We start from the raw sequence: 13,582 nt of genomic DNA on the forward strand, positions 1-13,582 counted from the left end.
CTATAATTTAAAATATCGTGTCCTTCCGGGGGTTTTCCTCATACACTCTCTCATTTTTCCGCATATGCTAGAAAACATAGCAGATTACAAGTGAAAGTGAGTGAGAATGTGGAAAAGACAACATTGACCGGTCGCATCGTCAAAAAAGATGACCCGGACTATAATGCTGCAAGAACCAATATCAATTTAAGCCTGCAAAGATATCCAGACATCATTGTGTTTTGTCAAAACAAACATGACGCCCTCAATGCGGTGAGATGGGCACGTGAGAACAATGTGCCCTTCCGTATCAGAGGCGGAAGACACAGCTACGAAAATTTTTCTCTGTTAAATGACGGACTAGTCATTGATCTCAGTGAAATGAAGAAAATAAGAGTAAATGAGGATAAGCGGCTGGTCTCGATTGAAGCGGGAGCCGAATTGGGGGAAGTCTACCGGACACTCTGGCGGTACGGCTTGACCCTTCCTGCGGGAACCATTGCGAATGTGGGAATCACGGGGCTGACGCTCGGGGGAGGAATCGGATATTTAACAAGAACTGCCGGACTGACTTGCGATCGTCTCCTCCAGCTTGAAATGATCATAGCGGACGAAAAAGCGGGTGCTGACTTGATCACGGTCAACCGCTCAAAGCACTCTGATCTATTTTGGGCATCTCAGGGCGGAGGGGGAGGCAACTTCGGCATTGTCACATCCATGATGTTTAAAGCCGTGCCGATCTCGTGCGTGTCTGTTTTTTCTGTCACTTGGGGCTGGGATGATTTCGAGGAAGTATTTAACACGTGGCAGCGCTGGGCTCCATTTACAGACAACCGGCTTACCTCATCAATTCAGTTTTGGCCTAAGGAAGTCAACCGCATAGAAGCGCTCGGTCAATTTACCGGGACAAAAGAGGAGCTGAAAGAACTGCTGGCTCCGTTAATGAAAGCGGGAAAACCGACAAGCGGCATGGTCAAGACAGTGCCATTTATTAAAGCGGCAGCCTTTTTTAACAGCCCGGGAGGCAATCAGCCGCAAAAGATGAAGCGGTCAGGATCCTTTATTGAAAAACCATTATCAACACGCGCAATATCCACTTTAAAGCGCTATTTAGAGCACGCTCCGAACGAAAACGCCAGTGTCTGGCAGCAATCTCTCGGCGGGGCGGCCGGACGGATCGCTCCGGACCAAACGGCATTCTACTATCGCAATGCAATCATTGCCCAAGAATATATTACAACTTGGACATCTGCTGAAGAAGAAAGACAAAATGTCCGCTGGATCGAAGGACTGAGAACGTCCCTATCAAGAGAAACGATGGGAGATTATGTGAATTGGCCTGATAGAGAAATCAGAAACTGGCTGCAAACGTATTACGGAGAAAATGTTCACCGCCTCCGTCAAGTCAAAACGAAATATGATCCGGAAAATATATTCCGCTTCGAGCAGAGCATTCCGCCGCTTCGCCGTTCACCGTTTTTCTAAAAAAGATGAAGATGGACACACTCCATCTTCATCTTTTCTTTTATTGATATAAGCGGCTTCCCTTCTCTGCAAACTCTTTTGCTTTTTCTTTCAGCCCTTCATTGACGGCCTCGTCTTCAGTAAGTCCGTTTTCCTTCGCATAATCACGAATATCCTGAGAAATTCTCATGCTGCAGAACTTCGGGCCGCACATCGAACAGAAGTGAGCCGTTTTTGCGCCTTCAGCCGGCAGTGTTTCATCATGATATTCCATTGCTCTTTCAGGATCAAGCGACAAATGAAATTGATCACGCCACCGGAATTCAAACCGCGCCTTAGACAGAGCATCGTCACGGATCTGTGCACCCGGATGCCCTTTAGCAAGGTCTGCGGCATGTGCCGCGATTTTGTACGTAATGACGCCTTCTCTTACATCATCACGATTCGGCAGCCCCAAATGCTCCTTCGGCGTGACATAGCAAAGCATCGCCGTCCCGTACCAGCCGATCATCGCCGCGCCGATCGCTGAAGTAATGTGGTCATAGCCCGGAGCGATATCCGTCGTTAATGGGCCGAGCGTGTAAAAAGGCGCCTCTTTACAAATTTCCAGCTGCTTGTCCATGTTTTCCTTAATTTTATGCATCGGCACATGACCCGGCCCTTCGATCATCACTTGCACATCGTGCTTCCACGCAATCTCCGTCAATTCTCCGAGAGTCTCCAATTCCGCAAACTGCGCTTCATCATTGGCATCCGCAATCGAACCGGGACGAAGCCCGTCACCAAGTGAAAAAGCGATATCATAGGTCTTCATGATTTCACAAATTTCTTCAAAATGCGTGTACAGAAAGCTTTCCTGATGATGAGCCAGGCACCATTGCGCCATAATCGCCCCGCCGCGGGATACGATTCCCGTCGTGCGTTTAGCCGTTAACGGGACGTAACGAAGCAATACGCCGGCATGGATGGTGAAATAATCCACGCCCTGCTCCGCCTGCTCAATCAATGTGTCACGATAAATGTCCCACGTTAAATCCTCGGCAATGCCATTAACTTTTTCAAGCGCCTGATAAATCGGCACCGTCCCCACAGGCACGGGGCAGTTGCGGATAATCCATTCACGCGTCGTATGAATGTCTTTTCCCGTGGATAAGTCCATCATCGTATCGGCGCCCCAGCGAATCGCCCACGTCATTTTTTCGACTTCTTCTTCGATAGAAGATGTAACAGCCGAGTTGCCGATATTGGCATTAATTTTCACATGAAAATTCCGGCCGATAATCATCGGCTCGCTTTCCGGGTGGTTGACGTTAGAAGGAATAATCGCCCGGCCGCTGGCTACCTCGTCTCTGACAAATTCGGGAGACACATGCTCCCGAATTGCGATAAACTCCATTTCCGGCGTAATGATGCCTTTTCTCGCATAATGCAATTGTGTTACATTTTTCCCCGGCTTGGCCCGAAGCGGTTTCCGCTGCAGGCCGGGGTATTCGGCGGCACGGCCCTCTTTTTTATAGCCGTTGTCTTCAGGTCTCACGGTCCGGCCGTTATATTCTTCTACATCTCCGCGCCCGGTAATCCACTTTGTGCGGAGCGCCCCCAGACCTTCATGAATATCAATCTGTACATCCGGGTCTGTATACGGTCCGCTCGTATCATAAACACGGACCGGCGCATTCTCCTCTTCCCCGAACGCCCCCGTTGTCGGACTAAGGCTGATTTCCCGCATCGGCACTCGTATGTCGGGCGAAGAACCTTCTGCATAAACCTTTTTACTGCCGGAAAAGCTCGACATAATGGAAATGTTCGCTTGCTGTACTGATTGATTTTGCATACAAATCTCTCCTTTATCATTTGAATAACAGAACCAAGCTCAGCACCAGCACAAAAAAACCGGGTTCAAAGAAGAACCCGGTTTTGCAGTCAGAAAGAAACTATTATTGTTTTCATCAACAATAATAAAACCTTTACTTCCCCACGCTGGTACGAACCAGATCAGGTCCAAAGGGTTAAGAAGCCGCCGCTTCTCTCTCAGCCCGCTCAGACGGGCACCCCCAGTAACTATTGATTTCGCTCTCATCGTAACATAAGTTGTGTACAAAAAAAAGCATATTATCAAAATTCAGATAACGGGACGGTCATAAGCTCTGTTTCCCGAACGCCTTCTTCGGTATTAAAAACCCGATAACCCTTTGCGGTTTCCCGGGAAGAGACAGCCCGGAACAGCTGACCGTCTTTATAATGAAGCGCAGCGCCGTCATCAGCGGCATAGCCCGCCCTGAGTTTCTTTTCGGAAATCAGGCGGTGATACACCGGCCGGCGCTCCGCTTCTCCGTCATAGTGCGGACAAAAGCTGCCCGGCAAAAATCCTAAAGCTCTTAACTCTCGCAAATCCCCCGCTGAATCCGTCACTCCTTCTTCATACCAGCAAATCGCTCCGGCGCTGAGACCCGCCAAGATGATGCTGTTTTCCCAAGCTTCACGAAGAATAAGGTCAAGCCCCCACTCTTTCCATAAGACAAGCATATTGCGCGTATTTCCGCCGCCGACATATATAATATCTTTCTTCATGAGAAAGGATCTGAGATCAGAACCCGGCGGTTTAAACAGCGACAAGTGATCCGGCTCACACCACAGCTTTTGAAAGGCCTGATAAAACCTGCTGATATAATTCTCCGAATCTCCGCTTGCCGTCGGCAAAAAACAAACTTTCGGCTTTGACCGCGCCGACTGCTCTAAAATATACTGATCCAGCACAAGATGATCCGGCTCCATTGAAAACCCCCCGCCGCCCATTGTAATAATCTGCTTCAATGTCATCACCTCTTTTTTCTCAAGTATAACAGCTCATTAAAAAGGCGTTATCCCAATTTCGGATAACGCCTTCAAAAAGTATTTATTATCTGAAATACGCACCGTATAACATAACGGAGATCCCCGCGGCGATAATCGCCGGAACAAGCTTCGAACGGGCATACTTCACAACATTGATCCCCAACACCGTATTATCACTGAGGGGAGAAGCAAACCAAATGTTCCGCTCGCAAACACGGCCCCGATCGCTAATAATAAGCTGGTATGTAACTGAACCGCCAGCGTCCCAAGTCCCCCAGGATGACCCGATAAAATAGGATATAACAGCCCCCAGTATAAAAAGAGACGGCGCAATAAACATATGAGGGATCCATGATGTTAAATGAGAAGTAACATATTTCGAGAATCCCAGATTTTCAGCTACTGCTGTTACGGCTCAAATCAGCGATAACATAATAATAACGTTGACCAATTCGTTTCCGCCCTTAATAAAATGGGTAACAAGCTCGCCTGCAGGAAAGCGCTGAAACATAAAAAGAGCTAATGCTGCAATAACCGCTGCCAATAATGCGATTAACATGACCTCAAGCATATCGCTTTTGAATGGCCGCCCCACCAGCTGAGAAACAGTGTTAATAGCAAAAGCAGCCGATCGGAAAGATTAAACTCCACGGCCGAATCGGTGTTTCCTTAATATAAGCACGGTGCGCCGAATCCAGCTCCTCCTGCTGCAGGTATCATGTTTTCACAAGCCTTGGAGGATATTTTCATACAACAAAAAAGGCTTCTACATATTGTAGAAGCCTTTTTATACCGGTGGCCGGGGTCGAACCGGCACTCCAGAAGGAACACGATTTTGAGTCGTGCGCGTCTGCCAATTCCGCCACACCGGCATGTAATGCGGGCTTTTATTCGCCTTAATGGTTCGTACGATTCGTCTATGATTCGTACGATTCGTCTGTTAACCGATTATCGCGCGCCATATTAAGCGCTATGTCAATCGTGTGTAACCGGGTCGTTATCGACGAATATAAATATACCACGGTTTTTAATGGCCGTCAATACGTACGACCAAATTTATTGCGAAACATTTCAACCTTGATGTATTAGGATCTTAGCGAATTAATTTACGAAAATTGAATTTCGCAGATTGAAAATCAAACGAACTGACTATTTCGTTACATCCAGTGCCCGTTCATCACATTTTGTGATAATCAAACGCCTGCCTAAAACGATCCATAAGCGATCCGCCACGATTTAGCCGCGCCTTAACCGTCCAAGCCGCCTTCCTGAACCCTACGTATAGGTAATCGTCGAAACGTCTAATTTCGTGCGATTTCGCTTTCAGAATCGTTGCGTGCCACGCTTCTACGAAAGGCGCCGCATGTTCTTCGAGCCTGATCGTTCTGTCTACGCTGGCCTTAGCGCGAAGTAAAATTCCGTAGTATTTATAAATACCCTCTGCGTCAAAGTAGCGAGACATCGCGTTAAATATTTCGTCAGGCAATGCGCCTTTTAACGCTTCAGCCGGCACAGTCGCCGTATCTAATACGTTGTTTTGGTTTTTAGAACGCTTAATAGAATCCGATGGTTCGTTTTCCGTTTTCGGTGCTGCGGTCGTTGTCTCCGTTGGCTTTTCGGCCTGTACGCGATTGGACACTGTCGACTGGTCATCTACCGGCAGGATCACGATTATATTCGCGCCCTTCCCTCCGTTTATCTTCCTTGTTGTTGCGATTTTCTTAACGATGCCGAGCGTCGCCAATTTATTTAGGGCCCGACGCGCAGTCTTGACTGACTTGCCAATGAGTTCCGCCAGCGTTTCCGCCTTCAGGTGCGCCGCCCCGCTGAACTTAACCGCGTACCGGGCGATCTTCTTCAGCGCTTGGCGGTCGGTGTCGTTCAGGTCGTATGTATTGCGCTTAATGTGTTCGTAGACTGCCGAGTTTAGGTCAGCCGTCGAATCAAACGTTTGATGCTCCGCTAAGTAATGCATAACGTTTCCGCCTTTACGTATATTTGTTAATACGTATTTTACGCATACACGTATATAGACGTCAATATTAAATTACGTTTTTGCGTAAATTTCTTTTTTACGTATTTACGAAAAGCGTTTTGCGCATTATAATAAAATAAAAATGGACGGAGGTTACGTATGAGACGAGTGGTTTTACGTATCGATAAATTAATGGAGAAGCACGGACTAAACCAAGGCGAATTTTCGGAAAAGGTCGGAATACGCCCCGCAGCCATCTCTCAATTATCACGTAATCATGTGGTCCGGATTTCAATCGAACACTTGGATCGAATCGTGAATACGTTTGAAATCGACGACATCAGCGAGATCATAGAAATTATTTCCGATTGATATCCGAACGCATATTCGCATATAATAAAGCCGGAGGTGTTCGGCATGACTAGCGATAACAAACTGTGGGCTTCGAGTTTTATCTTGCCGGAATTACGCGAAGGCTTTCAGCGATTGGCTGAGGCGAAGCTTAAAGTAGAGAAGCCGCAACTGGACGCGCAGCAGATCGAGGATATGGAAGTGACGGTCGCGCAATCGATGGAAGTAGGCGCAGATTTGTCGTTCGAGCTTTATGACGACGGATACATACGTGAAGTAATTGGCGCAGTTCATTATGTAGACCATATACGGAAGGAATTTCGTGTGAAGGACGCACGAGGCGATACTAATTTCGTGAAGTTTGCGGATATCATAAACGTAAAAAATGCCCCATCCGGTTAAGGACGGGGCTTCTTCGCTTTATAACGCTTTATCTGATTTATTTTTAGACGGAGGACCTATCCAATTAACAGCGATGTTTTGCTTACAACGTCTACAAGTCGCGTTTACACTTCCCGAAGCCACTCCGTTATGCTTATATCCGCAGTTAGGACACGTATACTTCGCGCCGCCTTTAGCCATTGCAAAAAACGGTAAACTGAATATGATTAACATACCGCCAGCAATTATTCCGATAATCGTTAAGCTTAAGAGAAATCCGAATAAAACGAGCAGGATGCCAATCGTCAAACATACTATTCGACCTGCGCCAAATTTCTGTTTCCTTACAGTCACCGTTTTATATTCCACGTTGATCCACCCGTCCTTTATATGAGTTAACAAAATTATACTACGGCGCCAAACTTATCCGCAATGAGTTTTTATGTACGCAGGCACCTACGTATTCATACGCAAGCGCCCGCAAAAAGTTCCGTTATTTTATTTCGTAGTTCCCTCTCGTTTTGTTCCGATTTCAAAAAGACCCGTCGCGGCCAGACCCGCAAAGCCGCCGGCCCACAAACGTAGCACCAAGTCGAGGTCAGTAAACGGATAGGCAATCGCGCCCAACCCGATACCGATGACGAAACTGAGAGCCGGCACAATATTCGTCGGCAGCTTAACCGTTTTCTTAACGAGCTGAACGAGCGCCGTTAGGATGGGCGCGAGGATAGTCGCGAAAATTAACACTTCTTCCATAATTATCGTCTCCCTTTTCGTTTATTTTACTGTTGCGCCTGTAATTTTTCCGGCATAGATATTTACCTTTCCGAACTGATCCGTCTTGATCGTGTAAACGTCCGTTTGCGGATTCGCAAGGATTTCGTATTTAAGGCCGCCGAATTTTCTCGGACGCAAATAGTTAATTTCGTTCCCTTTGACCGGCGCTTTGTTGGTCGGATAGATGCGCCATGAGTCGGCAGACGCCGGAAGGTAAACGTATTTTTTACCGCTGGATGACGGTTTAGAAGAACCGGCCACCCCCGTCAGTTTTAATACTTGGCCGACCGTAATCTTATTCGCGTTCTTAATGCCATTGTATGCTTGTAACTTCGCCATACTGACGCCTGTTTTCACCGCAATTTCGGACAAAGTGTCGCCTTTCTTAACGGTGTATGTCGATCCGGATGCCTTGGCCGGCTTGCTTGCGGAAGACTTGCCTCCGAGCGCTTTGAGTTCCGCTGCGATTGCCGCTTTTACGGCTTCCCAACGGCCTTCCGCTAACACACGGTGCGGGCAGTATTTGCCGGACCAGTCTTGGTGTTTGCGCAGACGATCGATTCCCCATCCGCGTTCCTTCAGCAATTGCGCAATAAATTTGATCGCCAGTTTTTCGGCTGCTTCGTACTTGGCGCCGCCTGATTTCGAGTAACAAACCTCCACGCCAATAGACGTCCGGTTTCCGGAATTTGCGCCGCTACCATCTCCTGTATGCCACGCGTTACGGTCTGTCGGTATGCCCTGAACAACCTCCGTATCGTCTACTGCGAAATGGTAAGACACTTCGTTGTTGTTTCCGATCATATATCGGATCTCTGCGTCTGCTGAAGCATCGTTGGCCGTATTGTGGAACGTAATGTACTTCGCATCCATTGAATACGGACACTTAATCGAATACTTACTTGATGAAACTAGATTCTTACGTACTGAAATCGCCATTGAATCGTCCCCTTTTCGTTTTTTGTATTAAAAAAGCCCGCCGGGACTCTCACCTGACGGGCGTGTTGCATTTATTCGGTTATAAAAATAGCGCAACTCCCGATATCGCTAACCCAGCGACCGTTAGAATTACGCCCCACAACCATTTCGTATTTGCTTTCATATCCGTAATATCCGACCTATTTTCTTTCGCCAAGGCTAACGCTTCGTCGGCTTTTTCGTCGGCGCGTTCGGCTTTATTTTTGACGTCGTTAAAATAGTCGACTTTTGTATCAATCCGTACGAGCCACTCGCGAATATCCGCTATTTTATCGTTAAATTCGTTTGTGTTCGGTTCCGGCATTCAATTGTCGCCTCCTTTCGTCTATTTACTAATCCCCAACAGATCCATCAGACGGCTCTTCGCTGGGAGGCGTGTTGGGATCGTACGGCTCGCCTGTAATTTCTTCGTATTGTTCCGGCGTGATGCGGCCGACCGCAACGACATCATAAACTTGTTTTTTCGTCCACCGACCCGTTTCGTAAAACCCTTTGATATACGTGAACCAATCTATCATATTATGAGCCTCCCATCGCAATTAGATAGTATAGATCCGCGACCTGTTGAGACAGGACCTCAATTTCGCTTGGTTTTGGTGCAGGTGGTTTTACACTGTCGATATAATCTTGTGTTGCCGCCTCAACCCAAACGCCCTTTTTAGGATCATATTTCGGATCGTATAATCCGGCAGGAATTAACGCCGTTGTGCAATTTGGAGGCAGTTCCTCGCCTGCCTCCGTATTTATTTCGATATCCGCTTCGCCGTCATATTTGAAATTCTCATCGTAGAAAAGAACGTGCACATTCATCGCCTCCATTACCATAGTGGAATCCCGATATTAAAAGATACTCGCGTAACACTCGCCGAGTCGGTTGCTGAAAAACCATCGAATCTCAAATCGCCGTCAATCGTAAAGGCAAAGCGCGCAGTCCCGTATGATCCGATCGTAGGCACGACAAAGTCCACGGTCTGCGTCGGCTTATAAGTGAATTTGGCAACCGAAGTACCTGCGGCCGGTAGTGACCCGAATGTACCCCGCAGTTTAATTTCGTTATTCGCAACGGAAAACTTGAACGGATAGCTAGCGTTTTGTTGCGCTCCGTTAATCAAAGTAACGTTATTCCACGTCGCGGACCACGGACTATTCCACTTATCTTTATCCGCCTGTACAACGTGAATGTCCGTTTTGTTTGCGTGAGCATCTACCTTTGACTGCGATCCCTCTACCGATTCAAGCTCGCGCCACGACGTCCATGAATCCGAGCTCGCGACCTTATTACGCATAAATTTCCGGCGGCCCGATGACGTCGAATCGTTGCTACTATAGGACGTGTATTCCTGATACGCGTACGTACTGTAGTTATGAACGAGCAGATATCCGTTGTTATTTACCGGGGCGTTTAATACCGTCGTTGCGCCGCTCATGTAATAGAAGCCGGTATCCGTCACCGTATTAAAATCGACGCCCGTCATGTACTTTGCTGCGCCGGTATCCTGCGTCAATTTAAACAACTGCGATCCGTTCCACTTGTCCTTCTCAACCTGCGAAGTATGACGAATGCCATTCGAATCGTGCGCCCGGAATTGGTCGAGAGGCGCCTGCTTAACGTTGTCTACGTTATTAAGTCCGATCTGATCCTTCGTCACTGAGTGCGGGTTATCAGTCCGATCTGCGTGTTCGTCTGTGTACGCTTTACTGTCCATAAGAGCCTTATCGGCTTTTTCTTGCGCTCCTGCTTTCGTTTCAATATTTTCGAGGTCTTCGAATTTCTTGCGCAGCTCTTCGATGGTTTCAATGGCTTCGTCATACAGTTCGTTTACCTTTGCGATCAAAGCCTCGAAGTCATCGATATAATACTCCGCAATAGGAACAATATCCGTATCAATCAGTGCCTTGTCGATAGTGAACGAAAATTTATGAACGGAGAGCGCCTGTTTATTCGCGTAATAGAGATTAAGCTCCGCTCGCACGTCGCCGTAGTGGCGAATCTCTTCGGACGATAAAACGTGCTGCGCGATGCCTTCGACCTTATCCACGATCTCTACGTTTTTTATAAACCGGCTACCGTCCTCCATGAACAGAACGAGCTTCCCGGTAACAGCAGACAACGGTAACGGGACGCCGTCCTTTGTTAACGAAAAGATTAATCGCGCAGTATCGATGTCTTGCGTGCTGAACTGTATGGCGGTTTTAATGTTCGTTTTAGTCCAACTCGTTACCTCAAACGCAAGGGGTGCGTTATTGTATATCACTGCAAAACCTCCTTTACCGCATAAAAATAACGGCTACACCGTATCCCTTTTCGGAATCGTAAGCCGTCTTAATTTGCATTACTTTAAATCCGCCATTGTCCGCTGTTTTCGTTGCAATACCGTCGGTGCCTGCCGTAACTCTATCGCCTACTCTGACGGTGTCGTCAATGCGTACGTGTATTTGCCCGATAAGCCCGACGATATGCCACTCAACGCGCTCATCCCGCGGAATATATTCAAGGGTCGGATCGTAGTTCGGATTCTCTTTCGGCACGACCAGCTCGCGACCATTCTCGATGATTGTTTCGTAGATCATGCCGCCAAACTCGTTACGTAAGAACCGATCATTCCAGTAAAAACCCGCGCCTCCCAATACAACGCCCGCAGTTTCAGATATAATGCCGTCCACGCTATCCCCTGGCTGCGCTTTTCGGATTTTATCGCCTTCGAGCGTTACCATGAGGCCGGAACCAATTCTCTTCCCGTCCAGTGACTCGAAATACTCCGCGACGTCCTTAAAGTCGGAAACGCTTTCGACCCGGCCGACGCCCTGAATATTACCGTTCATGGAGTCGATCTTCCATTTGATGTTCCCTGCGGATGCCTCGCCAGAACCATATCCGCCTACAACCGTATAACCGTCATCGTTTATTACGGACTGTGACGATAAGATGGTCCGTGCAGGGCCGTCGCCTTTTGTATGCGAATTGTTCGTTGCGAGAATAGCCTGCCGTGATCCTTCAGTCGATGAGCCTCCCGAAACGCCTCCCATAAAGTTTCTAGGCCCTTTCGCAACATTATCACCCGTAGCCGCAATGATCGCGCTCGTCGGATCTAAAGGTGATCCGCTTGTGGTGGCGCCTTTGAATCCACCTTTAAAATTCGTAGGGACAACGCTATACGAACGCCCTCCGAGATTTGCCGCAGATGCATACCCAACCGCGTTAATTGCCGCAAGTTCTACTTGGTTGTTCGGAGAATAAACGCCCATCTCACCACTATCTCCGATCAATGTGGCGCCAATCAGAGAAGCGTTATAAACCCCGCCACCGAACGAAACCCCGATAGGCGAAGATTCAGAAATTGTAACACCGGATAGCTGTACATAGTCCGTTCTTTGCGCGCCGCCAAAAGCTCGTATGTCGTGGCTGGCCGTCTTAAAACCTCGAATCTTAATTCCATCAACGTTGATATAGCTAGATTTAAATTGAAACGCGACTACCGGGTTGGCCTTGTAATCGTATTGCGGATCGCCGATCGCAGTAAAATTAGAAATTTGAACGTGCTTATAGGCTGAGATAACCAGCGCTCTCGGAGAAATATCTGCGTATAAACTATTAAAGACGGGTTCAATTGACGTGCAATTTGCGAATGTCACATGATACGCAGATGTACTCTCAGGATCAGTCTCGCTATGATGGGCGATGTGTCTTGCATCGTAAGAACGAACGTCCCTATAAGAAACATGATTCGTCACATGGATGTTTTGCGATGCCGGCCATTCTTTGTGCGCCTTTACTTCGACGCCTCGAATGTTTCCGCTCGTATAACAGCCGTCTACCCAAACATTTTTTGACCCGTCATCAATTTCGATCCCATTCGAATTAGCAGCACCGGCCGGGTGCGCCTTTCCGCTAGGGTTCATACAATGCGAATTTGAAATGAAAATGTATTCGCTATAATGTGTCGTAATCCCATCGTCACCGTAACCGGAGGCGACGCAGTTATCCAGCCAAACGTAATATGATCCGTCAGCCGTATAATTTTCCGCAGTATTGTCGTATGTCGGAGCCGTTATATCAAAGCCATGTAGGCCGGGGTTTACCGCCTCTACGTCCTTAATCCAACCGAATTTTACTTTCGCTAAGGTTAAGCAGCTCGAATTTATACCGCCCGTCGCAGTCACGCCGCCTTGACGATCCGGATTCCAGTCGAGTGTCATTCCCTCTACGTAGATATTCCGGTTTCCTCCTGAGTGGTCAGCGTTCGTAATAACCCACTCGCTGGCCGGCGTATCTTCGTGTAACTTAAGCGTAGTAACGCCTTTTCCTTGACCGATAAGATACGTCCATGATGGGAGTTTAGCGCCTTTTATGACGTATTCGCCTGCTGATAAATTAAGGCGCACCTTACCATTACCGAGTGCCCTTACGAAAGCATCCGTACTATCTGTTTCGCCAGTAGGATCGGCGCCATAATCGTCCACGTTTACGTTGCGTTGGATCTTTCGGAGCAACTTGTAATACTCTTTATCAAGCCGCTCTTTTAATAGAGGTTCGACGTTGCCGTCTGCGTCTACACGAGCGTCTACCACCTCTTTTACGTTCGTTCCGTCTGCGTTAAGAATCAAGTTTTTTATACGGTTATACAGACCGTCTATATATGTGCGCAAAGAAAACCCGCTATGGTCAATCTGATCTGACGTATGGGCATGTTCTGCGGTCTTATGGCGGCTCAAACCGTTACTCAGATCGAGCATGTCGTTGCCGATGTCTTCGAGGTTTTGGTTGTAGTTCTTGATATACTGACGGTCAAATCCGCTAGTATCAGCTTTCTTATATGAATATTTCCCCATGCGCTCACCTCC

General features: G+C 47.7%; 14 protein-coding genes, 1 tRNA gene and 1 riboswitch. Of the genes, 3 read left to right on the forward strand and 12 right to left on the reverse strand.

Features of this window, described 5'->3' with window-relative positions; genetic code table 11:
- Positions 1-108: 108 nt before the first annotated feature.
- Positions 109-1,464: an FAD-binding oxidoreductase gene (locus MJQ52_RS06715; protein ID WP_069473670.1), complete on the forward strand. Its 1,356-nt coding sequence runs from the start codon at positions 109-111 to the stop codon at positions 1,462-1,464.
- Positions 1,465-1,504: 40 nt separating this feature from the next.
- On the opposite strand, the gene thiC is transcribed toward MJQ52_RS06715, so the two are convergent.
- From thiC to MJQ52_RS06740, 5 genes are all read right to left on the reverse strand, one after another.
- Positions 1,505-3,277 carry a phosphomethylpyrimidine synthase ThiC gene (thiC, locus tag MJQ52_RS06720; protein ID WP_069473211.1) on the reverse strand — a complete coding sequence of 591 codons (1,773 nt, stop codon included), beginning with the start codon at positions 3,275-3,277 and terminating at the stop codon, positions 1,505-1,507.
- Between the two features lie 121 nt (positions 3,278-3,398).
- Positions 3,399-3,509, reverse strand: a riboswitch (TPP riboswitch).
- Between the two features lie 49 nt (positions 3,510-3,558).
- Positions 3,559-4,257 carry a Type 1 glutamine amidotransferase-like domain-containing protein gene (locus MJQ52_RS06725; RefSeq protein ID WP_172424415.1) on the reverse strand — a complete coding sequence of 233 codons (699 nt, stop codon included), beginning with the start codon at positions 4,255-4,257 and terminating at the stop codon, positions 3,559-3,561.
- Between the two features lie 85 nt (positions 4,258-4,342).
- Positions 4,343-4,669 (reverse strand): hypothetical protein, encoded by a 327-nt coding sequence (locus tag MJQ52_RS06730; RefSeq protein ID WP_223883531.1) that lies wholly within the window; start codon positions 4,667-4,669, stop codon positions 4,343-4,345.
- A 399-nt stretch (positions 4,670-5,068) separates the two neighbouring features.
- A tRNA-Leu gene (locus tag MJQ52_RS06735) sits at positions 5,069-5,150 on the reverse strand.
- Positions 5,151-5,455: 305 nt separating this feature from the next.
- Positions 5,456-6,253 carry a helix-turn-helix domain-containing protein gene (locus MJQ52_RS06740; protein ID WP_434181888.1) on the reverse strand — a complete coding sequence of 266 codons (798 nt, stop codon included), beginning with the start codon at positions 6,251-6,253 and terminating at the stop codon, positions 5,456-5,458.
- A 159-nt stretch (positions 6,254-6,412) separates the two neighbouring features.
- Between MJQ52_RS06740 and MJQ52_RS06745 the strand changes: the two genes are divergently transcribed.
- Both MJQ52_RS06745 and MJQ52_RS06750 read left to right on the forward strand, forming a co-directional pair.
- A complete protein-coding gene (locus MJQ52_RS06745; protein WP_029973246.1) occupies positions 6,413-6,625 on the forward strand; it encodes a helix-turn-helix domain-containing protein in 213 nt (70 codons plus the stop codon).
- 45 nt (positions 6,626-6,670) lie between these two features.
- The gene (locus MJQ52_RS06750) at positions 6,671-7,006 is read left to right on the forward strand and encodes a YolD-like family protein (RefSeq protein WP_434181890.1); all 336 of its coding nucleotides are present in this window, start codon (positions 6,671-6,673) and stop codon (positions 7,004-7,006) included.
- Positions 7,007-7,483: 477 nt separating this feature from the next.
- On the opposite strand, the gene MJQ52_RS06755 is transcribed toward MJQ52_RS06750, so the two are convergent.
- The 7 genes from MJQ52_RS06755 to MJQ52_RS06785 all read right to left on the reverse strand — a co-directional run bounded on the left by MJQ52_RS06755 (position 7,484) and on the right by MJQ52_RS06785 (position 13,570).
- Positions 7,484-7,741, reverse strand: a complete 258-nt coding sequence (locus MJQ52_RS06755) for a holin (RefSeq protein WP_013351583.1) — start codon at positions 7,739-7,741, stop codon at positions 7,484-7,486.
- A 21-nt stretch (positions 7,742-7,762) separates the two neighbouring features.
- Complete coding sequence (locus MJQ52_RS06760; protein WP_094247618.1) at positions 7,763-8,701, reverse strand: N-acetylmuramoyl-L-alanine amidase; 939 nt, start codon at positions 8,699-8,701, stop codon at positions 7,763-7,765.
- 79 nt (positions 8,702-8,780) lie between these two features.
- A complete protein-coding gene (locus MJQ52_RS06765) occupies positions 8,781-9,044 on the reverse strand; it encodes a hemolysin XhlA family protein (RefSeq protein ID WP_094247617.1) in 264 nt (87 codons plus the stop codon).
- A 28-nt stretch (positions 9,045-9,072) separates the two neighbouring features.
- Positions 9,073-9,258 (reverse strand): XkdX family protein, encoded by a 186-nt coding sequence (locus tag MJQ52_RS06770; protein WP_094247616.1) that lies wholly within the window; start codon positions 9,256-9,258, stop codon positions 9,073-9,075.
- Position 9,259: 1 nt separating this feature from the next.
- Complete coding sequence (locus MJQ52_RS06775) at positions 9,260-9,559, reverse strand: hypothetical protein (RefSeq protein ID WP_232484459.1); 300 nt, start codon at positions 9,557-9,559, stop codon at positions 9,260-9,262.
- On the reverse strand, positions 9,559-10,995 hold the full coding sequence (locus MJQ52_RS06780) for a BppU family phage baseplate upper protein (protein ID WP_253252029.1): 1,437 nt from the start codon (positions 10,993-10,995) through the stop codon (positions 9,559-9,561). The genes MJQ52_RS06775 and MJQ52_RS06780 overlap by 1 nt, the downstream gene beginning before the upstream one ends.
- 13 nt (positions 10,996-11,008) lie before the next feature.
- Complete coding sequence (locus MJQ52_RS06785) at positions 11,009-13,570, reverse strand: peptidase G2 autoproteolytic cleavage domain-containing protein (protein ID WP_094247614.1); 2,562 nt, start codon at positions 13,568-13,570, stop codon at positions 11,009-11,011.
- Positions 13,571-13,582: the final 12 nt, after the last annotated feature.

The sequence above is a fragment of the Bacillus sp. jun7 genome (assembly GCF_051034795.1).
Classification (GTDB): Bacteria; Bacillota; Bacilli; order Bacillales; family Bacillaceae; genus Bacillus; species Bacillus velezensis.